The organism is Salmonella sp. 32082101201600294FB01SM01 (genome assembly GCF_017572865.1).
GTDB classification, from domain to species: Bacteria; Pseudomonadota; Gammaproteobacteria; order Enterobacterales; family Enterobacteriaceae; genus Salmonella; species Salmonella enterica.
In genome coordinates this window covers 272,944-294,762 of sequence record NZ_JAGESB010000001.1, presented here as the reverse complement: position 1 = coordinate 294,762, position 21,819 = coordinate 272,944, and the positions used below count along the sequence as shown (strand labels likewise).

Below are 21,819 nucleotides of genomic sequence, written 5' to 3'. Positions count from 1 at the left end.
TATTTTTAAGCTGAAGCAATACGTTGCGTTGCTTTCTTTTTATATAAAGTGACGACAGCAAAGATCAGCGTCCCGGTGACCACTAAACATGCTGAAATCACAAAACTGATCTCCTTCGACCCCGTTACATCCGAAATAAACCCGGTCAACGTTGGGGCGACAACCGCCGAGCTCATGCCAAAGAAATTAAAAAGGCTGAAAGCTCTTCCCAGACTTTTTGCCGAAGCCTGTTCAGATACAAAGGAGATCAGGATCGGGTCTACTGCCATTTTCCCCAGCAAGCCGTATAGCGTCAGACTGACCATCAGCATCGTGGTATTCGGGGACAAAACCGTAAACGCCAACATTGCCGCCGCCACAATTTCCAGACCGAGAATAACCTTAACTTTACTGTTACGGAATTTATCTGACAGATGGCTAAAAAATAACGCCCCCGGTACGCCAACCACCGCCACTAGCGCTGATGCCAGCCCGATAGCTCCGCCATCAAATCCTCTTTCAGTCTGTAGATAAGAGGGCAGCCAGGTCACTATCAAATAATAACCGTAGCAGGTACAGAAATAGAGGAAGTAAACGCTACACAATAAACCAGAGAATAAAGGCGCGCGTTTCTCATCTTCCGTAACGGTTTGGGTTTGCTTTTCCGCTTGCGCAGAGTCGCTTTTGGCTTTACCGCGAATGATCAGCGTAAAGACGCACAGCATGATTACTAATATCGCGGCCACGATATACAGTACATTTTGCCAGGCCATGCTCATGTTTTTTACTAATACGCTGGAACCGATTAAGCCAATCCCCATCCCTATAGCCGACCCGCTGTTGATAATCGCGTTGGCTAATGCCCGACGGGCCTGCGGCACGTTTGCCGAAGAGAGTGAATAAGCCGAGCTAAAGAAAGAAGCGCATCCGCCGCCTGCCATTAGCGACCCTATATAGATCATGGTCAGGCCATTGGCTTTCGCGATACAGAGTGTACCAATAATAAAAAGCGTAAATCCGGCCATCAGCATGATTTTTTGACCGAATTTATCGACCAATATTCCGCAAGGAATTTGCATACTGCAGTAAGCAAAAAAGTAAAAACTTGCAATGGCGCCTATTTCTGCATTACTTACATTGTCTAAAGATGCCTGAATTTCTGGATAAATTGGCGTAAGCACGGTGCGATAGATCCAAATCGCTACCCAGCCCAGACTCATTACGACAACAATTTGTTTCCAGTAATCAATCCCGGATTTTTTAGTTTCACTCATGTTCTTCACCTTTACAGAGTGTTCCTTGTGAACAGGTATCGCTGCAGCCGCAGCGATACACATAATTAGGACAATTTATGATTGGCCATTAATTCCAGCGCCTGTACCATTGCCGAATGATCAAGCTGGCTCCCGCCATTTGCCGCACAGGTATTGAATAATTCCTGGCAGGTCGCCGTATTCGGTAAATTCAGCGCCAGCGCTTTTGCGCTTTGCAATGCAAGATTAAGGTCTTTCTGATGAAGCGCGATTTTGAAACCAGGCTCGAACGTCCGGTTGATCATCCGCTCGCCGTGAACTTCCAGAATGCGTGAAGAGGCGAACCCGCCCATTAACGCCTGGCGCACGCGTACCGGATCGGCACCTGCTTTTGAAGCAAACACTAAGGCTTCAGAAACCGCTTCAATATTCAGCGCAACAATAATTTGGTTAGCCACCTTACAGGTTTGCCCATCCCCATTACCGCCCACCAGGGTGATATTTTTTCCCAGGATGTCAAAGAGCGGTTTAACGCGGTCAAAGACTTTCTGCTCGCCGCCAACCATAATCGACAGAGTGCCTTCACGCGCCCCGATTTCTCCCCCGGAAACCGGGGCATCCAGGTAATCAGCGCCCATTTCATTAACGCGCTGGGCAAAACGTTTGGTTTCGATAGGAGAAATAGAACTCATATCGACGATGGTTTTTCCCTGAAGCGATGTTTTGGCGCAACCGTGTTCGCCAAATAACACCTCTTCAACCTGAGGCGTATCCGGCACCATTATGAAGATGATGTCTGCAAATTCAGTTACCTGACGTGCAGTCTCAACATTTACCGCCCCCAGCGAGAGCAGTTCGTCCGCGACCGGACCAATAGTCGTAACGTGTAATTGATGACCGGCGCGTGCCAAATTGATAGCCATTGGCGAGCCCATAATTCCCAGGCCAATAAATCCCAGTTTCATATACAACCTCTTTTATTGCTTTCGGTGCTTCCAGATTCAGGCAACACAATCCCCTTCCAACACAGTGGAAAAAAAAGCGCTGCCCGAATTATTCTGCGTTTTAACGGTACTGATTAATCCACGATAATCCCGCTTCCGTGGTAGTCAGTGGTTTATATTCACAGCCAACCCAGCCATCATAGTCAGACTGTTTAATGACATTAAAAATAAAGTCATAATTGATTTCCCCGGTCCCCGGCTCGCCGCGACGCGGGTTATCAGCAATCTGTAAATGGCCTATTTTATCGGCCCATGCCGTCATGGTTTGCGTTAATTCCCCTTCCATGCGTTGCATGTGATAAATATCATACTGAATTTTGATATTATCGCTGCCGATATCCTTAATTAATGCTAACGCCTGTTGAGTGCCGGTGAGATGGAATCCCGGCATATCAAAGTGATTAATAGGTTCGATAAGTAATAAAATGTCTTCTTTCGCCAGCATATTTGCCGCATAGCGCAGGTTTTCAACCAACGTGTCGTGGATCTCCGTTGCGGAGAATCCTGACGGCGTTTTACCCACCAGACAATTTATTTTCTTATTGCCTAACGCACGTGCATAACGGATTGCGGCCGCTACGCCATCGCGAAATTCTTCTTCGCGCCCAGGAATACAGGCAATTCCACGTTCGCCAGCAGCCCAGTCGCCAGCCGGTAAATTATGTAACGTATGTTCAAGATTATTATCCCTGAGTTTACGTTTTAACACTTCGATGTCGTTATCGTAGGGAAACATGAATTCCACGCCGCGAAATCCCGACAACGCCGCTTTATCAAAGCGTTCCAGGAAATCATATTCCGTAAACAGCATAGAAAGATTGGCAGAGAAACGTAACATCGATTACCTCCCTTACTCATATTTCATAAAACAGGTTTCTGTTGGCGCATCTTTCGCACTATCCGCAACCTCTTCAAACTCGGTTACGTTATCCAGTTCGCTGCCCATGGAAATATTGGTTACGCGTTCCAGAATGACTTCCACCACCACCGGAACGCGATATTGCGCCATTAGCGCTTTGGCTTGTTCAAATGCAGGCGCAATATCTTCCGGTTTAAAGACACGAATGGCTTTACAGCCTAACCCTTCCGCCACTTTTACATGGTCAACGCCATAGCCATTCACTTCGCTGGAGTTGATATTTTCAAAGGCGAGCTGTACGCAGTAGTCCATGTCAAATGCGCGTTGCGACTGGCGAATCAGACCAAGATAAGCGTTGTTAACCAGCACATGGATATACGGAATGTTAAACTGCGCGCCGACGGCTAACTCTTCAATCAGGAACTGGAAGTCGAAATCGCCGGAAATCGCCACCACATTGCGTTGCGGATCGGCAGCACATACCCCTAATGCCGCCGGGATTGTCCAGCCAAGAGGCCCCGCCTGGCCGCAGTTGATCCAGTGTCTGTCTTTAAACACATGCAGCATCTGCGCTGCCGCGATTTGCGACAATCCAATGGTGGTGACATAGCACACATCGCGACCAAAGGCTTTGTTCATCTCTTCATAGACGCGCTGCGGCTTCACTGGCACGTTGTCAAAGTGGGTTTTACGCAGCAAAGTCCGTTTACGCTGCTGGCATTCGTCCACCCAGGTTTTCCGGCATGGCAAACGCCCCGCTTTTTGCATCTCCTGCGCGACATCGATCAGCAACGTTAGCGCCGCTTTGGCGTCCGAAACGATGCCCAGATCCGGACACAACACGCGGCCAATTTGCGTTGGTTCAATATCGATATGGATGATTTTTCGCCCCTGAGTATATTTCTCAACGGACCCCGTATGACGGTTGGCGAAACGGTTACCGATGCCAAAAACCATATCAGATGCCAGCAGAGTGGCGTTGCCGTAGCGATGCGCCGTTTGCAGGCCGACCATCCCCGCCATTAAGGGGTGATCGTCCGGGATACAGCCCCAGCCCATCAGAGTAGGGATCACCGGTACGCTGGTCAGTTCGGCAAACTGCTGCAGCAGTGGCGCGGCGTCGGCGTTAATAACCCCGCCGCCCGCGACAATTACCGGACGCTCGGACTGAATCAGCATCTCCAGCGCCTTTTCAATCTGTACGCGGCTGGCGGCTGGCTTATATACCGGCAGCGGCTCATACATATCCGGATCGAATTCGATCTCCGCAACCTGGACATCAAACGGTAAATCAACCAGCACAGGACCTGGGCGGCCTGAGCGCATCAGATGAAAAGCCTGTTGTAATACGCGCGGCACCAGCGCCGCCTCACGAACCGTTACTGCCATCTTGCTGACTGGTTTTGCAATCGCTTCAATATCGACTGCCTGGAAGTCTTCCTTGTGCAGACGCGCTCGTGGCGCCTGACCGGTAATGCATAAAATCGGGATAGAGTCGGCAGAAGCGGAATAGAGCGCGGTGATCATGTCGGTTCCCGCCGGGCCGGAAGTGCCCAGGCAGACCCCAATATTACCTGCCGCCGCACGTGTGTAGCCCTCAGCCATATGCGAAGCGCCTTCCACATGACGCGCCAGTATATGGCGAATGCCTCCATGCTTACGCATTGCAGAATAGAAGGGGTTGATTGCAGCCCCAGGAACGCCGAATGCTGTGGTGATACCTTCTTTTTCCAGCACATACATTGCCGCATCCACGGCTCTCATTTTTGCCATTTTATTGCTACCTCTTTTTATTGGAAAAAGTTTCCAACTTTTAAAAATTTTAAAAAAGTCCCGCTCCAGCGAGCGGGATGCGGCTCAGGCTACAGGGGGTTTTAGCCCAAGCGCCGTACTGATGTCTTTCGCGGTATCCCGTACCAGTTCACCCTGGCTGATAAAGCGATCTTCCGTCAGCCGGGAAGCCGGTCCCGATATCGAGATAGCGGCGACCACGCTGCCCGCATCGTCATAGATAGCGGAGGCGATACAATTCAGCCCGACAACATGTTCTTCCTGGTCGACGGTGTAGCCCTGTTCACGCGCCTGCTCCAGATTTTTAAGCAGGATAGGTAAATCCACCAGAGTGGTCGGCGTAAACCGCCGCAAACCGGTATTGACGACGATCCCCACCAGCTCTTCTTCGGTGAGCGGGTAAAGCAGCGCTTTTCCGGCGCCGGAAGCATGTAACGGCAGACGACTCCCTAAGGGCGCGCACATTCTGACCATCGATTTGCACTCCTTTTGACCGATTAACACCGCTTCATTACCGTTGCGAATCGCTACGTTGACCGTCTCGCCAGAAAGCAGCATAAGTCGGTGCATAAAGGGTCCGGCCACCGAGAGGACATCGCGATTATGAATATACGCAGAGCCCACATTAAATACGCCTAAACCAATATGCCACCAGCCAAGCTGGCTATCCTGGTACACAAAATCAGCCGCTTGCAGTACCTTTAACAGGCGAAACGTCGTAGAAAGCGGTAAATCCAGGCTGCCGGAAATATCGCTAACTGATGAACTGCCGCCGCTTCTTTCGAGATATTGCAATATCGCTATGCCCCTCTCCAGCGCCTGAGCGCCTTTCTGCGCAGTCGGCTCTGCCTGTCCTGGCCTGCCGCGTCGTCTTACTTCCGTCATATTTACGTTAACTCCGGCCCAAAATATGAGCATAAACAATGAACAATATGTTCATCTTATGCAAGAAGGCCAATAGCGTCACGCAAAACAGAGTTCATGTGTCGGGATACTTTCAACATCACAGTTATCGCTGCCGCCGCGATCCACCGTCAGAAAATCGGTAACCGTCTGCCACGCAAACAGCGGGTGATGCCATACATTACGGTGATAATTGACGCCCTGCCGTCCATTGCTAATAAACGCCCGCAGCGTGGAGAGATCGGGTTTATCATCGCCGAGCGCGACAATAACGACAAAAGCCTCGCCGTTCATCGGCACAAACGCCTGCGTACCTAAAGGATGACGTTCCAGTTCATGTACCACAATAGGCATCGCGGCCGGTTGCGCCCTGTTAATACTGATCAGCGTGCGATCCTGCTCCAGAACTTCAACCTTCGCCAGGTCGTGGTATCGCTCAACTAACCCGTTGTTTATATGAAAAAAGTCACGTTCCTGCGTCTCAATAACATCGCCATAAGCGCTGAACGTCTTCTGATCTAACGGTAATACCTCAAGTTTCATTATTTTTCCCTTGTAGCTCGATTCCGTTTAACCGCGGTTTGGACTCTGTCCGGTTTCAATACCATGCAATCTAAAACCTTCGGGATTTAACATCAACATAAAAGTTGGAATATTTTTCCAAAAGTAGATTTAGACCACAAATCAAACATGGCTATTATGTAAAACTACTTAAAAATCATAGGAAAACAATTCTGGTTTTATCAGGATCGTAAGGAGGCATCTGACGATGTTTGACCCGGAAACACTGCGTACCTTTATCAGCGTTGCCGAAACGGGGAGTTTCTCCAAAGCGGCGGAGCGCCTGTGTAAAACCACGGCAACCATTAGCTACCGCATCAAACTGCTGGAGGAAAATACCGGCGTAGGGCTGTTCTTTCGCACAACGCGAAGCGTCTCGTTGACGGCGGCGGGCTCTCACCTTCTCTCTCAGGCAAAAGACTGGCTTGCGTGGCTGGATAGCATGCCTGACGAGCTACGCCAGGTTAACGACGGCGTAGAGCGTCAGGTCAATATTGTGGTGAATAACCTGCTCTATAGCCCGCAAGCGGTCGCCAGTCTCTTATCGTGGCTTAATGCGCGTTACCCTTTCACTCAGTTTCACTTTTCCCGGCAAATTTATATGGGCGTCTGGGATTCGCTCCTGTATGAAGGTTTTTCGCTGGCGATTGGCGTAACTGGCACCGAGCCGTTAGCTAATACCTTTATGCTCGATCCTTTAGGTTCCGTACAATGGCGTTTTGTGATGTCTGCGGATCATCCTTTAGCTCACGTCAGCGGGCCTCTAACAGAAGCGCAGTTGCGCCGTTTCCCGGCAATTAATATCGAAGACAGCGCGCGTACGCTGACCAAACGGGTAGCCTGGCGCCTTCCGGGGCAGAAGGAAATTATCGTGCCTGATATGGAAACCAAAATCGCCGCTCATCTGGCAGGCGTCGGTATCGGTTTTGTCCCGCAGCCGCTCTGTCAAACGCTGATCGACAAAAACGAACTGGTAAGCTGTACCATCCCGACGATGCGTCCGCCCTCACCGTTAAGCCTCGCCTGGCATAAATTTGGCGGAGGCAAAGCGGTAGAAGACATTGTGAAATTATTTACCCAACGACAACCCGAAATAGCCGGTTTTTTATCCATTTTCAACACGGTACGCTGTTAAAAATCAAGCCACTTTGCGAATTGGCGCGTAAAATAGCGCAAAGGATGATTTAAGGTTACGTTTTACGTTATGCAAGACAGACAAAAAGCACAGGACTATCGCGCGCTCCTCCTTGCCGATACGCCTTTAATTGATGTACGCGCGCCGATTGAGTTTGAACAGGGCGCCATGCCGGGCGCCATCAACCTGCCATTGATGATGGACGACGAGCGAGCCGCCGTCGGCACCTGCTACAAACGTCAGGGCGCGGATGCGGCGTTAGCGTTGGGGCATCGGCTGGTTTGCGGCGACATTCGCCAGCAGCGGCTTGAGGCCTGGAAAGCCGCGTATCAACGTTTCCCCAATGGGTATCTGTGCTGCGCGCGCGGCGGTCAGCGGTCACATATCGTACAACGTTGGCTGCAAGAAACAGGGATTGACTGCCCGCTTATTGAAGGCGGCTATAAAGCGCTGCGCCAGACAGCAATTCAGGCGACCTGGCAACTGGCGCAAAAACCGATACTTTTAATTGGCGGCTGTACGGGCAGCGGCAAAACGCAACTGGTGCGACAACAGCCCAACGGCGTGGATCTGGAAGGTCTCGCGCGTCATCGCGGCTCCTCTTTTGGCCGCACGCTGAAACCCCAACTCAGCCAGGCCAGTTTTGAAAACAAACTTGCCGTTGAATTGCTGAAAATTAACGCGCGTCAGACGCTAAAAAGGTGGGTACTGGAAGATGAAGGGCGAACGATCGGCGCCAACCATCTGCCTGAGTGTTTACGCGAAAGAATGGCGCAGGCCCCCATTGCGGTAGTGGAAGATCCGTTTGCGCTTCGTCTGGAACGACTGCGTGAAGAGTATTTCATCCGTATGCATCACGACTTCACCCACGCCTACGGCGATGAAGCCGGTTGGCAGGCGTATAGTGAATATCTTCATCATGGACTGTTCGCTATTCGCCGCCGTCTGGGGTTGCAACGCTTTGCCGAACTGACGGACACGCTGGATAGGGCGCTGGCGGAGCAATTATCCAGCGGCAGCACCGGCGGCCATATGGCATGGCTGGTTCCGCTACTTAACGAATATTACGACCCAATGTATCGCTATCAACTGGAGAAAAAAGCCGCGAATATCGTTTTTCGCGGCACATGGCAAGACGTTGCCAACTGGCTAAAAGCGCAATAGTTTATTTTTATTGCCGGCTGACGCTACATTGAGCCGGCTTAGTGTCTGTCGCGCTTGTCGGCACGTTTTGCCAGCCAGTCGCCCAGCATCTGAACGACCTGAACCAGCACAATCAGCGCCACTACGGTAACAACCATCACTTCGGTTTCGTAACGGTAGTAGCCATAGCGAATCGCCAGGTCGCCTACCCCGCCGCCGCCGACAATCCCGGCCATCGCCGAGTAGCCGATTAAGCTTACCAGCGTAATCGTCAGGCCGCGCAGCAGCCCTGCGCTGGCTTCCGGCAACAGTACGGTACAGATAATACGCATCGGACTAGCGCCGAATGCCAGCGCCGCCTCAATAATCCCTTTATCGACTTCACGGAGCGCGCTATCTACCAGGCGTGCATAAAACGCGATTGCGGCCACCGACAGCGGGACGGAGGCTGCAATCGGGCCAATCGTATTACCCAGCAAAAGCTGCGTTAGCGGCAGTAACAGCACCAGTAAAATAACAAATGGCACCGAGCGGATAATATTCACCAGAACCGAGGCGACGAGATAAATAAAACGGTTCTGCCAGAACAGATGACGATCGGTGACAAAAATCAGAAAACCGAGCGGTAGACCGCCAAGAATCGCCAGCACCGTTGAAATACTCAACATCTGGAAAGTTTCATTGAACGCCAGCGTTAAATCCGGCAATAAATCATCCACGGATCACCTCCACCTGTGCGGTACGTTGACGGATATGCTCCACGGCGGCGGCCACCGCCGTTGGATTATGCGGCGCGGTTAATTGCACTACCAGAATGCCCAACGCGCGTTCGCCGATATATTCAATCTTGCCATGCAGGATATTGACCGCGACGCCAAACTTGATCGCCACCTCCGACAGTACCGGCTGCTCCGCCGAATCGCCGATAAACAAAATTTTCAGCAACTGCCCGGGCAGGTGTTCCCGTAAACGTTCCGGCAGGGTCAAATTAAGGGTATGAGACACCAGTTGCTGTGTGAAAGCGTGTTGCGGGTGGGCAAACACATCAAACACCTCGCCCGATTCCACAACCTTACCGCCCGACATCACCGCCACGCGATCGCAAATAGATTTGATCACGTTCATTTCATGGGTGATCAGCACAATAGTAATCCCGAGCTGTGCGTTGATCTGTCTGAGCAGGGCCAGAATCGTGGCGGAAGTTTCCAGATCCAGAGCGGAAGTCGGTTCGTCACATAGCAACACATCCGGATGGTTAGCGATGGCGCGGGCTATCCCCACCCGCTGTTTTTGCCCGCCGCTGAGCTGTACCGGAAAACGGTTCGCTTTATCGGCAAGGCCCACCAGCGTTAAAATTTCCGCCACCCGCGGCGCGATTTTGCTGCGTTCCCAGCCAGCCGCTTTCAGGCTAAACGCAACGTTTTGCGCCACTGTCCGGGTATGCATTAAGTTAAAATGCTGGAAAATCATACCAATACGCTGCCGCGCCTGGCGTAACGCTTTTCCGTCCAGCGCCGAGATTTCCACGCCGTTGACGTTGACGCGCCCCTGGCTGGGACGCGTTAAGGCGTTCAGGGTACGCAGCAGAGTGCTTTTTCCTGCGCCGCTGGTACCAACAATGCCAAAAATCTCGCCCGCGGCGATATGCAGGCTCACATCATCCACCGCGCGCGTGGGGGTACCGCGACCGGCGGTAAAATCGACGCAGACTTTTTCTATTTCAATCATATTCACCTCAGAAATTGGGGATGGCCACCGCTGCGATCAGGGTGTCGCGGTCATCCATTCCGGTTTCTGGAAGGCGCTATAAATATTCTTTGGATCGTCGATGACCGCGCGATAAGCCGGCGATTTCACCGCCTCGACAATATCTTTGGCAAACGGCTTATCGGCATCTTCACTGCGTACCGCAATGATATTTTTCAGATTCTCATCCAGGTGTTCCTGCTTAATCGCGCTGGAAAGATCCAGTCCTGCCGCCACCGCAAAGTTCCCGTTAACCAGCGCGCCGGTCACGCCATCCAGCGTGCGCGGTAGCTGTGCGGCTTCCAGCGGTTTGAAAACCAGTCCTTTTGGATTGCTGGCGATATCTCGTTCAGAGGCTTTGGTCGGATCGATATTGTCCTTAATCGTGATAAGCCCCAACGATTGCAGGAAGCGAAGGCCGCGCGCCAGGTTGGTCGGATCGTTGGAGAGGGTAATAATGTCCCCTTTTTTAAGCGCATCCAGACTGTTGATTTTACGTGAATAGAAGCCCATCCCGGCGGTCGGTACCACAATAAGTTTGCTGAGCTTCAACCCTTTGTCAGCGGTGAATTTGTCAAAATAGAGGGTATGTTGAAAGAGGTTGGCGTCAATGCTGCCGTTAGCTAACGCCATATTGGGCTGGACATAGTCGCTAAACTCGCGCACCACGACCTTATACCCTTTTTCTTTTAATGTCGGCGCAATCGCCTGCTTCACCATGTCGCCATACGGCCCTGGCGCGACGCCAAATACGATCGTTTGCGGGGAACTATCGGCATGGGCAAACTGTAATCCGCAGGCCAGTAATAGCGTGCTGGCCGCAATGCGTAAACTCTGACGCAATCCCATAATTTCTCCATTTTAAATAGTGTGATGCTGTGCCGGATGCCGTTCATGCGGCATCGTCTGTTTTGGCCCAAACGAAAGGCTATTTCTTAACATGACACAGATCACAGCCTGCTGTCCTTGAAATTATTTCATGATGTTTCCTGGTGTGTCGTTAAATGTACGAGGCAGGCGCTCAGGCGTGTGTCAGGCGGGAATGGCGTAAAGGGAAATGCCGGATAAGAGGTCTTAACGCCAACATCCGGCAGAGGAAAACGCTTTAGAAATCGTAACGCAGACGCACCAGGTTCATATCGCCCAGATTGTCAGTGCTGGAGGTGAAAACATGTTCATAATCAACGCGGAAACCATAATCCAGTTGGAAGGTGATCCCCACGCCGTTATCGGTGCGCAGATAGTCGCGGCCATTCACATATTCAATGCGGTCGCCCATAAAGTACGGTTGAATAGCTTTCACGGCATACTGACCAATCGGGAAAGCGTAACCGACAAAATATTCCAGACCCCACGCATCGCCGGCAAAGTAATCATTCACAGACACTTTTTTGGTCGTCATAAAGTTCTGATACCAACCGCCGCCTGCGGCAATAGTCCAGTTTTCCGGCGTCCAGCTTAACGCGGTACCGACAATATTTTGATCGTAAGTTTTATTGCCGTTGCCGCGCATCTCCGCACGGGTATAGTTCCATGCCGTCCCCCAGGTCAGATCGTCGGTGAGATGGTAATCCGCGCCTAAAGAACCGCCGCCTTTACGTTTGTAATTCAGGCCGTTATTGGCATTATAATCGTCGCTGAACAGATAAGACGCGTAGAGATCGACATTACCAATGCTTTTCTTATACTTCAATGATTTACGCGTGCGATAAGAACCATCGTAGTCGCCGTTAATCCCGTTGCCCGGCGCCTGACCTATCATGTCGTAATCCCAGATATCGGTTTTTGCGCCCACCACATCGTAATAAATGCTGTTCTGTTGACCGAAGGTCAGCGTTCCCCACGTCGCGCTCTTGAAGCCGGTATACAGCATACGGCGAGTGGTATCAGTCGCGCCCTTCGCATAATGGTTATCCCAGTCAAATACCGCAGGGATATTGACGCCCAGCTCGTAATAGCTAATCCAACTGATATCATCAAACAGATAGTAATCCGCGGCGAAGCGGAAACGCGTCCCGCCATCAAAACCATTACGTTTATAACCGTTCGCGCCGTCATTGCCGGTCATATTCTGGAACTGCGGACGAATACTCCCGCCAACGGTGAAATTGAGTCGGCTGAGTGGATTACCCGCCTGGGGATCTTGTTTTAAAACGGTGATTTCCGCCTGAGTAGCGAAAGGCATGAAAGCCACTGCCGCGCCGATCGATGCCGCCAACGCTGTTATTTTAATTGTCATTATATTTTCCTTGATAGATAGCCAATCCAAATCATTTAGCAGGCAAATAATAACTGTTATAAAACCTTACGTGTTGTGTATTTTTTAATGATTTGTGCTACTAAAAATCAAGGAGTTATCAATTTGTGCGACTAAAAAAGTACGCGCCGTTTTAAAAACCGGCGCGAAATTATTCACATCATGAATCATCCGCTAAACTGGCGGAATAGCGCTTTGCCTTTCAGCAAACGAACGCCAAGCCAGCCGCCGCATACGGAAAGCAGCAGCGCGCCGCAAAACGGCAGTGCGCCCCATAAACGCCAGTCCGGCTCCCAGGGGAAATCAAAAACGTTGATTTGTAAGATCGCCAGCGCCGTTTCCGCGCCAATCGCGGCGACCAACCCGGCAACTAATCCCAGCATGGCGAATTCGCACCAAAGTGTGGTACGCAACAGTTTCTTTCCGGCTCCTAACGTGCGCCACACCACCAGCTCCTGATGACGCTGACGCATCCCGACCTGCACCTGGGCCAGTAATAGCAACATACCGCAGAGGGTGACTAGCACAACCATCACCTCCAGCGCCCGGCTGACCTGCTCCAGCACCTGTCCCACCTGTTTCAGGATCGCCCCGATATCTAACAGGCTGACGGTAGGAAACTCGCGGTTAAGCTGCGTTAACATGCCGTTGCCATTCTCCCAGCGAAAACTGGTCAACCAACTTTGTGGTTGCCCGTCCAGCGCCCCGGAAGGAAAAATGAAGAAAAAGTTGGGCCGCAGGCTTTCCCAGTCCACTTGACGCAGGCTGGTGACTTTAGCGCTAAATGCCTGGGTATCGCCCATAAAGGTTACGCTATCGCCGAGTTTGACGTTCAACCGCTTCGCCAGCCCCTCCTCCATAGAGACTTCGCCCGGTTTTGGCGGCCAGTGACCGGCGACCAGCGGATTATGCGCCGGGCGCGTATCCTGCCAGGTCAAATTCAGTTCACGGTTGAGCGACTCATCCTGCTGACCTTCCGTCGGATTACCGTTTATCCTGGTTAACCGCGCCCGCACAATCGGATAAAACGTCTGCGGAATCACCTGATGTTCCGCCAAAAAGGCTTTCAGCGGCGCGACCTGTTCTGAAGCAATATTGATAAGGAAATAGTTCGGACTTTCCGACGGGAGCTGCTGTTGCCAGCGATCAAGGAGGTCGCCGCGCAGCACCAGCAAGAGCGCCAGCAGCATAAACGAAAGCGAAAACGCCGAAAGCTGACTCAACGTTGACCACGGCTGACGCAGAAGTCGGCTGACGGCCAGACGCAGCGGTAGCGACGTCAACGTCATGCCGCGCAGCACGTTAAGCAGCATCCAGCCCACCAGACCGCACAGCAGCGCCAGTATCACTGCACCCGCCAGAACCGCCCACAACAGCATACTTCCGCCCATCAATCCGGCGAGCAGCGCCACCACGACGGCGCAGGCGACAGGCAAATAAATTTTTAACGGCCAGACGCGAGCGACAACATCGCGGCGCAGCACCCGTAGCGGCTGGGTCGCCAGCAACAATCGATAAGGCCGTAAACCGACCAGCAGAGAGATGACCGTCATCGCACCCAGCGCCCACAGCCAGGGCCACAGGCTGGCGGGCGGCAAATCGGCGGGCAATACCGGTTTTAGCAGCACCAGCAATATGTTTTCAAACAGTAACCCAATCGCGCCTCCCGTGACGGCGGAAAGCCCCAGCACCATCAACCACTGTCCGATGATAAGTTTACGCAACTGGGCCCGGCCCGCGCCCAACGTTTTTAAAATCGCCACCAGATCGTAGCGGCTACGGCAGTAATGGCTCATCGCCACCGCGACGGCAGCTACCGCCAGCAGTAGCGTTAATAACGCCGAAAGCAGCAAAAACTGCTGCGAACGTTCGAGCGATTTCCCCAATGCCCCGTCATCCTGCTCCAGTCCGTACCAGCGATGTTCCGGTTTAAGCTGCGGTAACAGCCAGCTTTCATAGCCAGCAAGGTGTTGCGGCGTTCCGCCGAATTTATACCGCCACATCACGCGACTCCCCGGCTGTATCGCACCGGTTTTTGCCACATCGGCCATATTCATCATCAGACGCGGCGCCATCTGAAAAGGGTTAAACCCGGAATCCGGCTCCTGCACCACTTCACCGGCAATACGCAAGGTCACGTCGCCGACATCAATGGTATCGCCCGTTTTCAAATTAAGCAGCGCCATCAGACGCGGCGCCAGCAGTACGCTACCCGGCTGCGGTTTCACTCCGCCAGGACGGGTTTGCAATTCGCCGTACATCGGATAAACGCTATCTACCGCCTTCACGCTGGCCAGTTGCGGCGTATCGCCGGCAAACGTCATGGTCGCAAAGGTTAACTGCTCGCCCACGTTAAGACCGCGTTTACGCGCCTCTTCAAGCCAGGCTTTCGGTACCTCTCGCGAACTTTGCAGCGTCCGATCGCCTGCCATAAACTCACGGCTTTGCTGACTTAACCCTTTTTCCATCCGGTCGCTGATACTGCCGAGCGCCAGTACGCAGGCCACCGCCAGACTCAACGCCAGCCAGACAATAATCAGCGACGGCGAGCGCCATTCGCGCCAGAACCAGCGAGCTATCATGCCTCCTCCTGTAACTGACCGTTGACCAACCGCAGCCGCCGGTCGCAGCGCGCCGCCAGCGCCGGGTCGTGCGTCACCAGAATCAGTGTGGTGCCGTGTTCGCGGTTAAGCGAAAATAGCAGGTCGGCGATTTTATCTCCGGTCTGGCGGTCGAGGTTGCCCGTCGGCTCATCGGCAAACAGCACATCAGGACGCCCGTTAAACGCGCGCGCCAGCGCTACGCGCTGCTGTTCGCCGCCGGAAAGCTGTGCCGGAAGGTGGTCAAGCCGTTTTCCCAGTCCCAGTTGTTCGAGCAGCGCTTTCGCCCCCGCCTTACTCTGACCGCTGTTTTCACCGCGTAGCAGGGCCGGTAGCTCAACGTTTTCCAGCGCGTTAAGCGTAGGAATAAGCATAAAGGATTGAAAAACAAAACCGACATGCTGAGCGCGAAGCTGCGCCCGCGCCTCTTCGTCCATCTGGTGAAGCGGTTTCCCCACCAGACTGACCTCTCCGCTACTGCCGTCATCCAGTCCGGCGAGAATCGCCAGCAGCGTAGATTTTCCCGATCCTGATTCGCCAATCAGCGCAATGGTTTCGCCGCGTTTGACAACCAGTTCAACTCCGGTAAGGATGGAAAGCTCATGCTCACCCTGACCGACGGACTTCCTGAGACGATGAACTTCAACACTGTTTTCCGCTGGCATTTGCCCTTCCTGTTTTTGATCCTGTTAACTTTCCGTGCCGCCGCCGCAGACACCTTATTAATTCTGGGCGATAGCCTCAGCGCCGGTTACCGTATGGCCGCCAGCGCGGCATGGCCGTCGCTCCTTAATGATAAATGGCAAAACAAAACGTCGGTCGTTAATGCCAGTATAAGCGGAGATACCTCGCAGCAGGGACTGGCGCGTTTGCCGGCACTGTTGCAACAGCATCACCCGCGCTGGGTAGTGGTGGAGCTTGGCGGCAACGATGGCCTACGCGGTTTTGCGCCTGCGCAAACCGAACAGACGCTACGTAAAATCATTCAGACGGTGAAAGCCGCCGATGCCCAACCGTTACTGATGCAAATTCATCTGCCCGCTAACTACGGTCGCCGTTATAATGAATCCTTTAGCGCCATTTATCCTAAGCTCGCCAAAGAGTTCGATATTCCTCTGTTACCGTTTTTTATGGAAGAGGTATATCTGAAACCGCAGTGGATGCAGGATGACGGCATTCATCCCAACCGCGACGCCCAGCCGTTTATTGCCGACTGGATGGCGAAGCAGTTGACCCCTTTTCTCTCCTGAATAATTCGAGTTGCATGAAGGCGGCACGTAAGAGAATTTCCAGGAGCATAGATACCTATGTGACTGGAGTAAACGAACGCACAGGCAACTTGAAGTATGACGGATATAGTTAACCACGACTCTTAAATCAACGGAGATCCTGACAGGTAAAGTTATGCAAAAATCGGTCTTAATAACAGGATGTTCCAGCGGAATCGGTCTGGACAGCGCGCTTGAACTTAAACGCCAGGGCTTTCAAATCCTGGCGGGCTGCCGCAAACCTGATGATGTCGCCCGGATGAACAGTATGGGATTTACCGGCGTGTTGATCGATCTCGACTCCCCTGAAAGCGTGGATCGTGCCGCCGATGAAGTGATCGCCCTGACCGATAATCGTCTGTATGGGATCTTTAACAATGCCGGCTACGGCGTGTATGGCCCCCTTTCCACCATCAGCCGTGAGCAGATGGAGCAACAGTTTTCCAGTAATTTCTTCGGCGCGCATCAGCTTACCATGCGCTTACTTCCCGCCATGTTGCCGCATGGCGAAGGACGCATTGTGATGACCTCATCGGTGATGGGGCTGATTTCCACCCCAGGGCGCGGCGCTTACGCCGCCAGCAAATATGCGCTCGAAGCCTGGTCTGACGCGCTACGTATGGAGCTACGGCACACAGGCATTAAAGTGAGTCTGATAGAACCGGGACCAATTCGTACCCGTTTTACGGATAACATTAACCAGACGCAGCGTGATAAACCGGTAGAAAATCCCGGCATCGCCGCACGTTTCACCCGCGATCCTGACGCGGTAGTAGCGAAAGTGCGTCATGCTTTTGCAAGCGATAAACCCAGGCTGCGCTATCCCGTTACGCTGGTCACCTGGGCAGTGATGGCGCTGAAACGCCTATTGCCGGGCCGGATGCTGGATAAAATTTTACAAAGCTGAGTTGAAGTGCGCCCGTCAGCCCCCATGTAAACGTGACACAGACAAAAGAGAGCGACGCCATGTCCGTACAGAACATTGTCAATATTAATGAATCCAACCTGCAGCAGACCTTAGAGCAGTCCATGACCACGCCGGTACTGTTCTATTTCTGGTCTGAACGCAGCCAACACTGTCTGCAATTAACGCCAGTGCTGGAAAGTCTGGCTGCCCAGTACCACGGTCAGTTTATTCTGGCAAAGCTGGACTGCGACGCCGAACAGATGATCGCCGCTCAGTTTGGTCTGCGCGCCATCCCGACAGTCTATCTGTTCCAGAATGGCCAACCGGTCGATGGTTTCCAGGGACCGCAGCCGGAAGAGGCGATCCGCGCTCTGCTGGATAAAGTACTGCCGCGTGAAGAAGAGCTAAAAGCGCAACAAGCGATGCAGTTAATGCAGGAGGGCAACTACATTGACGCGCTGCCGTTGCTCAAAGACGCCTGGCAGCTCTCTTCGCAGAACAGTGAGATTGGCCTGTTACTGGCGGAAGCGCAAATTGCGCTGAACCGCTCTGAAGAGGCCGAAGCGGTATTAAAAACTATCCCGCTACAGGATCAGGATACCCGTTATCAGGGGCTGGTTGCGCAGATCGAACTGCTTAAACAGGCGGCGGATACGCCGGAAATTCAGCAACTTCAGCAGCAAGTCGCGGAGAATCCGCAGGATGCGGCTTTGGCAACGCAACTGGCGTTGCAGTTGCACCAGGTCGGACGTAATGAAGAAGCGCTGGAATTGCTGTTCAGCCATCTGAGAAAAGATCTTGCCGCCGCCGAGGGACAGACGCGCAAAACCTTCCAGGAGATCCTTGCCGCGCTCGGCACCGGCGACGCGCTGGCGTCGAAATACCGCCGCCAGTTGTACGCGCTACTGTATTAATCCTCTCTTGCCTGATGGCGCGCTTATCTGGCCTACCTGTCGTCCTCAGGCCGGATAAGGCGCTTGCGCCATCATCCGGCAACTATCATGATTTCTTGAGCGGCATCACTACTAACTGATGACGCGAATTATAGAACTTCCGGTAGGTTAAATAGCAGGCAATGATGGTAGACAGGCTGGCTGTCGACAACAGCATAAACGTTACCATAATTTGATATTTAATCGCTTTTACCGGATCGATCCCGGCAAAAATCAGCCCGGACATCATCCCCGGCAGGCTCACCAGCCCAACGGTCTTTGCCGAGTCGATCGTCGGGATAAGCGATGCGCGGATGCTATCGCGGATAAGCCCGGCGGAGGCCATTTTCGGCGTTGCGCCCAAACTTAACTTTTCCTGGATTTGCTGCTGCTCGCTATGAAAACGCAGCCCCAGTTGGTTGTAGCACAGCCCTACCGCCACCATCGCATTGCCGGCGACCATGCCAGCGATGGGAATCACCTGCATCGGCGCAAATTCAATCGAACCGGTAAGCACCAGTACCGTCAGCGTTAGTCCGGCGCCGACGGTGATGGCGATAAACGAGGAGAGAAATGCCTTATCGATATATTTACTGCGCTTTTGCGCGTTCCAGGCGGCGTTAAAACAGATGAACAGCACCATTAGCAGCGTCAGGGCGGCATGATTAACGCCAAAGATGTATTTCAGTACATAGCCGACAATAATGAGCTGTATCACCGCCCGGCATACGCTCCACAGAATATCTTTTTCCAGCGCCAGCTTTTCCTTGTGACTGATGAGCATCGCGACCACCACTAGCAGCATCGATAACGCCAGCGAGGTATTGGTAATATTATGCTCGTTCATAACGCGCCTCCTGCATCTCTCCGGCAAATGGCGTTAACGTTATCACCTTATCCGCGTGTTGAATTTCATCTTTATCATGCGTTACCCACAAGACAGCGACCTGCTTATCGCGAACATAGCGATGAATAATATCATTCACATTCCGTTTGTTATGTTCATCCAGCGCGCTGGTTATTTCGTCGAGTAACAGTATTTTCGGCAGAAACTGTAGATTACGAATTAGAGCAATACGCTGTTTTTCTCCGCCGGAAAGCGCGGTAATCGGTTTTTGCAGAATCGTCTCCGGCAGTTCAAAACGCGCCAGATCGTCTGCGAAGGCTGTCGGCTGCGGGCGCTGATGGCGAATTTGCCAGGGAAAAATCAGGTTATCGTAAACCGTATCGCCAAATAGCGCTGGCGTCTGAGCGCAATAAGAAACCTGCTGGCGATAGGCTTCCGAACTCAGAGTAGTAATATCCTGCCCCTCAAAAAGAATCACGCCGATATCAGGGCTTATTAGCGAGGCCACCATTTTCAACAACGTACTTTTTCCGCAGCCAGAAGGACCGGTAATTAACTTAAATTCGCCGCGTTGCAGCGTAAAACTGATGTTATTCACTATTTTTGTCGTCGCAGTCCGGTAACCGACCTGCTTTAACTCAAGCAACATGCTACGTTCTGTCATTTATTGCGCATCCGTTGTTCATATTTTTATAGCGATAGTGTATCCCTGTAATTAATAAGGGGGGAACATGCTTTACTGAATCAGGTATAATTCGCTTAATTCGTCAGCAAAATCGGTTTATGGACAACGCAACAGGAGGTTTAGCTATGCTCATTCTTATCCCTATTCTCATTTTCGTCGCGCTGGTGATCGTCGGCGCGGGCGTCAAAATCGTTCCGCAGGGATACCAGTGGACGGTGGAGCGCTTTGGACGTTACACCAAAACCCTGCAGCCGGGATTAAGCCTTGTTGTACCATTTATGGACAGAATTGGCCGCAAGATCAATATGATGGAGCAGGTGCTGGATATTCCGTCGCAGGAGGTGATCTCAAAAGATAACGCCAACGTCACTATCGATGCGGTCTGTTTTATTCAGGTTATCGATGCGCCGCGCGCCGCTTATGAAGTCAGTAACCTGGAACTGGCGATCATTAACCTGACCATGACCAATATCCGTACGGTGCTCGGTTCGATGGAGCTGGATGAAATGCTCTCCCAGCGCGACAGCATCAACACGCGGCTGCTGCATATTGTCGATGAAGCCACCAACCCGTGGGGAATTAAAGTTACCCGTATCGAAATTCGCGATGTCCGCCCGCCCGCGGAATTGATCTCCTCGATGAATGCCCAGATGAAAGCGGAACGTACCAAACGCGCCTATATCCTTGAGGCCGAAGGGGTACGTCAGGCGGAAATCCTGAAAGCCGAGGGGGAAAAACAGTCGCAGATTCTGAAAGCCGAAGGCGAACGTCAGTCCGCTTTCCTGCAGGCGGAAGCGCGCGAACGTTCCGCCGAAGCGGAAGCCCGCGCTACGCAGATGGTGTCTGAAGCCATCGCCGCCGGGGATATTCAGGCGATAAACTACTTCGTGGCGCAGAAATACACCGAAGCGTTACAGCAAATCGGCTCGGCGAATAACAGCAAAGTGGTCATGATGCCGCTGGATGCCAGCAGTCTGATGGGCGCTATCGCCGGGATCAGCGAGCTGGTTAAGGACAGCGCCAGCGAACGGAAAAAAGCATGATAGCGATGATTCTGGTACATCCGCATATCTTCTGGCTTAGCCTCGGCGGCCTGTTGTTGGCTGCGGAAATGCTCGGCGGTAACGGCTATTTGCTGTGGAGCGGCGTGGCGGCAGTGATTACCGGCTTAACCGTCTGGCTCTTACCGCTCGGCTGGGAATGGCAGGGCGTGCTGTTTGCGGCCTTAACGTTGCTGGCGGCCTGGCTTTGGTGGCGCTGGCTGGCGCGTCGCGTGCGGGAACAGAAGCCGACCGACAGCCGCCTTAACCAACGCGGACAACAACTGGTAGGCCGCCGGTTTATGCTTGATGCCGCGTTAGTGAACGGACGGGGTCATATGCGTGTCGGCGACAGCTCGTGGCCGGTATGCGCTGACGAAGACCTGCGCGCAGGTACGCATGTCGAAGTGATCGCCGTGGAAGGCATCACCTTACGCATTCGCGCCGTTTAATCAACGTGGCTTTTGCGCCTTGTGATGACAGCAGCCGGAAAGATTATCAATAATCGGGCAGTCGGCGCTGTCATCGCCGGGACAACTCTCCGCCAGCGCCAGCAATTGATCGCGCATTGATTGCAGCTCGCTGATATGGCGCTCGATCTCCGCGACCTTTTCCAGCGTCCGCTTTTTCACATCTGCGCTATGGCGTCGCGGATCGTTAAACAGATTGACCAGTTCGCCACACTCTTCCAGATTAAACCCCACCTGCCTCGCCTGTCGCAGCAACGTCAGCTCGTTTAAATGCTTCTGCGTGTAGGTGCGATAACCATTTTCGCTACGTAATGGCGGCGTCACCAGACCTTTCTCTTCATAAAACCGAATGGCTTTGCTGGTTAAACCGGTTTTTTTCGCCACATCGCTAATATTCATATTTCCCCCTTGACCTTAACCTTGCTGGAAGGTTTAACCT

At 52.6% G+C, this 21,819-nt stretch carries 22 protein-coding genes; 7 read left to right on the top strand and 15 right to left on the bottom strand.

The annotated features are described in order from the left end of the window. Window positions 1-5: 5 nt before the first annotated feature. The 6 genes from J4645_RS01375 to allA form a co-directional block, all read right to left on the bottom strand. On the bottom strand, window positions 6-1,253 hold the full coding sequence (locus J4645_RS01375) for an MFS transporter (RefSeq protein WP_000005070.1): 1,248 nt from the start codon (window positions 1,251-1,253) through the stop codon (window positions 6-8). Window positions 1,254-1,318: 65 nt separating this feature from the next. Next, complete coding sequence (gene glxR / locus J4645_RS01370; protein ID WP_000765815.1) at window positions 1,319-2,197, bottom strand: 2-hydroxy-3-oxopropionate reductase; 879 nt, start codon at window positions 2,195-2,197, stop codon at window positions 1,319-1,321. 100 nt (window positions 2,198-2,297) lie between these two features. After that, window positions 2,298-3,074, bottom strand: a complete 777-nt coding sequence (gene hyi / locus J4645_RS01365; protein WP_000943590.1) for a hydroxypyruvate isomerase — start codon at window positions 3,072-3,074, stop codon at window positions 2,298-2,300. Between the two features lie 12 nt (window positions 3,075-3,086). Beyond that, window positions 3,087-4,868 (bottom strand): glyoxylate carboligase, encoded by a 1,782-nt coding sequence (gene gcl / locus J4645_RS01360; protein WP_001096868.1) that lies wholly within the window; start codon window positions 4,866-4,868, stop codon window positions 3,087-3,089. 84 nt (window positions 4,869-4,952) lie between these two features. Further along, window positions 4,953-5,771 (bottom strand): HTH-type transcriptional repressor AllR, encoded by an 819-nt coding sequence (gene allR, locus J4645_RS01355; RefSeq protein WP_000141265.1) that lies wholly within the window; start codon window positions 5,769-5,771, stop codon window positions 4,953-4,955. Window positions 5,772-5,849: 78 nt separating this feature from the next. Next, the gene (gene allA, locus J4645_RS01350; protein WP_000764659.1) at window positions 5,850-6,332 is read right to left on the bottom strand and encodes an ureidoglycolate lyase; all 483 of its coding nucleotides are present in this window, start codon (window positions 6,330-6,332) and stop codon (window positions 5,850-5,852) included. 226 nt (window positions 6,333-6,558) lie between these two features. Between allA and allS the strand changes: the two genes are divergently transcribed. Together allS and mnmH are read left to right on the top strand one after the other, a co-directional pair. Next, entirely contained in the window at window positions 6,559-7,485 is a 927-nt protein-coding gene (gene allS, locus J4645_RS01345) for an HTH-type transcriptional activator AllS (protein WP_000460169.1), read from the top strand. A 69-nt stretch (window positions 7,486-7,554) separates the two neighbouring features. Next, a complete protein-coding gene (mnmH, locus tag J4645_RS01340; protein ID WP_001154070.1) occupies window positions 7,555-8,649 on the top strand; it encodes a tRNA 2-selenouridine(34) synthase MnmH in 1,095 nt (364 codons plus the stop codon). A 38-nt stretch (window positions 8,650-8,687) separates the two neighbouring features. Here mnmH and J4645_RS01335 read toward each other — a convergent pair whose 3' ends face one another. The 6 genes from J4645_RS01335 to ybbA all read right to left on the bottom strand — a co-directional run bounded on the left by J4645_RS01335 (window position 8,688) and on the right by ybbA (window position 15,896). Beyond that, window positions 8,688-9,347: a methionine ABC transporter permease gene (locus tag J4645_RS01335; RefSeq protein ID WP_000342247.1), complete on the bottom strand. Its 660-nt coding sequence runs from the start codon at window positions 9,345-9,347 to the stop codon at window positions 8,688-8,690. After that, complete coding sequence (sfbB, locus tag J4645_RS01330) at window positions 9,340-10,356, bottom strand: virulence-associated ABC transporter ATP-binding protein SfbB (RefSeq protein WP_000569660.1); 1,017 nt, start codon at window positions 10,354-10,356, stop codon at window positions 9,340-9,342. Before sfbB ends, J4645_RS01335 begins: the two co-directional genes overlap by 8 nt. A 36-nt stretch (window positions 10,357-10,392) precedes the next feature. Then, complete coding sequence (locus J4645_RS01325; RefSeq protein WP_000524317.1) at window positions 10,393-11,223, bottom strand: MetQ/NlpA family ABC transporter substrate-binding protein; 831 nt, start codon at window positions 11,221-11,223, stop codon at window positions 10,393-10,395. A gap of 256 nt (window positions 11,224-11,479) precedes the next feature. Next, window positions 11,480-12,613: a porin gene (locus J4645_RS01320; protein ID WP_000152866.1), complete on the bottom strand. Its 1,134-nt coding sequence runs from the start codon at window positions 12,611-12,613 to the stop codon at window positions 11,480-11,482. A 185-nt stretch (window positions 12,614-12,798) separates the two neighbouring features. Beyond that, on the bottom strand, window positions 12,799-15,213 hold the full coding sequence (ybbP, locus tag J4645_RS01315) for a putative ABC transporter permease subunit YbbP (RefSeq protein ID WP_023214897.1): 2,415 nt from the start codon (window positions 15,211-15,213) through the stop codon (window positions 12,799-12,801). Continuing rightward, window positions 15,210-15,896 (bottom strand): putative ABC transporter ATP-binding protein YbbA, encoded by a 687-nt coding sequence (ybbA, locus tag J4645_RS01310; RefSeq protein WP_001110598.1) that lies wholly within the window; start codon window positions 15,894-15,896, stop codon window positions 15,210-15,212. The genes ybbP and ybbA overlap by 4 nt, the downstream gene beginning before the upstream one ends. Here ybbA and tesA point away from each other — a divergent pair. The 3 genes from tesA (at window position 15,867) to cnoX (ending at window position 18,320) form a co-directional block, all read left to right on the top strand. Then, window positions 15,867-16,481 (top strand): multifunctional acyl-CoA thioesterase I/protease I/lysophospholipase L1, encoded by a 615-nt coding sequence (tesA, locus tag J4645_RS01305; protein WP_001010574.1) that lies wholly within the window; start codon window positions 15,867-15,869, stop codon window positions 16,479-16,481. The two genes, ybbA and tesA, sit on opposite strands and share 30 nt — an antisense overlap. A gap of 154 nt (window positions 16,482-16,635) precedes the next feature. Next, the gene (locus tag J4645_RS01300; RefSeq protein WP_023207523.1) at window positions 16,636-17,406 is read left to right on the top strand and encodes an SDR family oxidoreductase; all 771 of its coding nucleotides are present in this window, start codon (window positions 16,636-16,638) and stop codon (window positions 17,404-17,406) included. Between the two features lie 59 nt (window positions 17,407-17,465). After that, complete coding sequence (gene cnoX / locus J4645_RS01295) at window positions 17,466-18,320, top strand: chaperedoxin (RefSeq protein ID WP_000116060.1); 855 nt, start codon at window positions 17,466-17,468, stop codon at window positions 18,318-18,320. Window positions 18,321-18,405: 85 nt separating this feature from the next. On the opposite strand, the gene fetB is transcribed toward cnoX, so the two are convergent. Next, window positions 18,406-19,185, bottom strand: coding sequence for an iron export ABC transporter permease subunit FetB (gene fetB, locus J4645_RS01290; RefSeq protein WP_001002130.1), 780 nt, complete (start codon window positions 19,183-19,185; stop codon window positions 18,406-18,408). After that, window positions 19,172-19,849, bottom strand: a complete 678-nt coding sequence (fetA, locus tag J4645_RS01285; protein WP_208208926.1) for an iron ABC transporter ATP-binding protein FetA — start codon at window positions 19,847-19,849, stop codon at window positions 19,172-19,174. Before fetA ends, fetB begins: the two co-directional genes overlap by 14 nt. 146 nt (window positions 19,850-19,995) lie before the next feature. Between fetA and J4645_RS01280 the strand changes: the two genes are divergently transcribed. After that, window positions 19,996-20,913, top strand: coding sequence for an SPFH domain-containing protein (locus J4645_RS01280; RefSeq protein ID WP_000906146.1), 918 nt, complete (start codon window positions 19,996-19,998; stop codon window positions 20,911-20,913). Further along, window positions 20,910-21,362: an NfeD family protein gene (locus tag J4645_RS01275; protein ID WP_000561177.1), complete on the top strand. Its 453-nt coding sequence runs from the start codon at window positions 20,910-20,912 to the stop codon at window positions 21,360-21,362. The genes J4645_RS01280 and J4645_RS01275 overlap by 4 nt, the downstream gene beginning before the upstream one ends. Here the strand turns inward: J4645_RS01275 and cueR are convergent, their stop codons facing one another. After that, on the bottom strand, window positions 21,363-21,779 hold the full coding sequence (gene cueR, locus J4645_RS01270; protein ID WP_001026760.1) for a Cu(I)-responsive transcriptional regulator: 417 nt from the start codon (window positions 21,777-21,779) through the stop codon (window positions 21,363-21,365). Window positions 21,780-21,819 lie beyond the last annotated feature (40 nt).

Bases quoted from the DNA above. Each gene is read 5' to 3' on its own strand.
- hyi (WP_000943590.1), bottom strand. From the start codon at position 3,074: ATGTTACGTTTCTCTGCCAATCTTTCTATGCTGTTTACGGAATATGAT.
- glxR (WP_000765815.1), bottom strand. From the start codon at position 2,197: ATGAAACTGGGATTTATTGGCCTGGGAATTATGGGCTCGCCAATGGCT.
- tesA (WP_001010574.1), top strand. From the start codon at position 15,867: ATGAACTTCAACACTGTTTTCCGCTGGCATTTGCCCTTCCTGTTTTTG.
- fetB (WP_001002130.1), bottom strand. From the start codon at position 19,185: ATGAACGAGCATAATATTACCAATACCTCGCTGGCGTTATCGATGCTG.
- gcl (WP_001096868.1), bottom strand. From the start codon at position 4,868: ATGGCAAAAATGAGAGCCGTGGATGCGGCAATGTATGTGCTGGAAAAA.
- cueR (WP_001026760.1), bottom strand. From the start codon at position 21,779: ATGAATATTAGCGATGTGGCGAAAAAAACCGGTTTAACCAGCAAAGCC.
- allS (WP_000460169.1), top strand. From the start codon at position 6,559: ATGTTTGACCCGGAAACACTGCGTACCTTTATCAGCGTTGCCGAAACG.
- sfbB (WP_000569660.1), bottom strand. From the start codon at position 10,356: ATGATTGAAATAGAAAAAGTCTGCGTCGATTTTACCGCCGGTCGCGGT.
- allR (WP_000141265.1), bottom strand. From the start codon at position 5,771: ATGACGGAAGTAAGACGACGCGGCAGGCCAGGACAGGCAGAGCCGACT.
- J4645_RS01300 (WP_023207523.1), top strand. From the start codon at position 16,636: ATGCAAAAATCGGTCTTAATAACAGGATGTTCCAGCGGAATCGGTCTG.
- cnoX (WP_000116060.1), top strand. From the start codon at position 17,466: ATGTCCGTACAGAACATTGTCAATATTAATGAATCCAACCTGCAGCAG.
- ybbP (WP_023214897.1), bottom strand. From the start codon at position 15,213: ATGATAGCTCGCTGGTTCTGGCGCGAATGGCGCTCGCCGTCGCTGATT.
- J4645_RS01275 (WP_000561177.1), top strand. From the start codon at position 20,910: ATGATAGCGATGATTCTGGTACATCCGCATATCTTCTGGCTTAGCCTC.
- allA (WP_000764659.1), bottom strand. From the start codon at position 6,332: ATGAAACTTGAGGTATTACCGTTAGATCAGAAGACGTTCAGCGCTTAT.
- J4645_RS01280 (WP_000906146.1), top strand. From the start codon at position 19,996: ATGCTCATTCTTATCCCTATTCTCATTTTCGTCGCGCTGGTGATCGTC.
- J4645_RS01325 (WP_000524317.1), bottom strand. From the start codon at position 11,223: ATGGGATTGCGTCAGAGTTTACGCATTGCGGCCAGCACGCTATTACTG.
- ybbA (WP_001110598.1), bottom strand. From the start codon at position 15,896: ATGCCAGCGGAAAACAGTGTTGAAGTTCATCGTCTCAGGAAGTCCGTC.
- J4645_RS01320 (WP_000152866.1), bottom strand. From the start codon at position 12,613: ATGACAATTAAAATAACAGCGTTGGCGGCATCGATCGGCGCGGCAGTG.
- fetA (WP_208208926.1), bottom strand. From the start codon at position 19,849: ATGACAGAACGTAGCATGTTGCTTGAGTTAAAGCAGGTCGGTTACCGG.
- mnmH (WP_001154070.1), top strand. From the start codon at position 7,555: ATGCAAGACAGACAAAAAGCACAGGACTATCGCGCGCTCCTCCTTGCC.
- J4645_RS01375 (WP_000005070.1), bottom strand. From the start codon at position 1,253: ATGAGTGAAACTAAAAAATCCGGGATTGATTACTGGAAACAAATTGTT.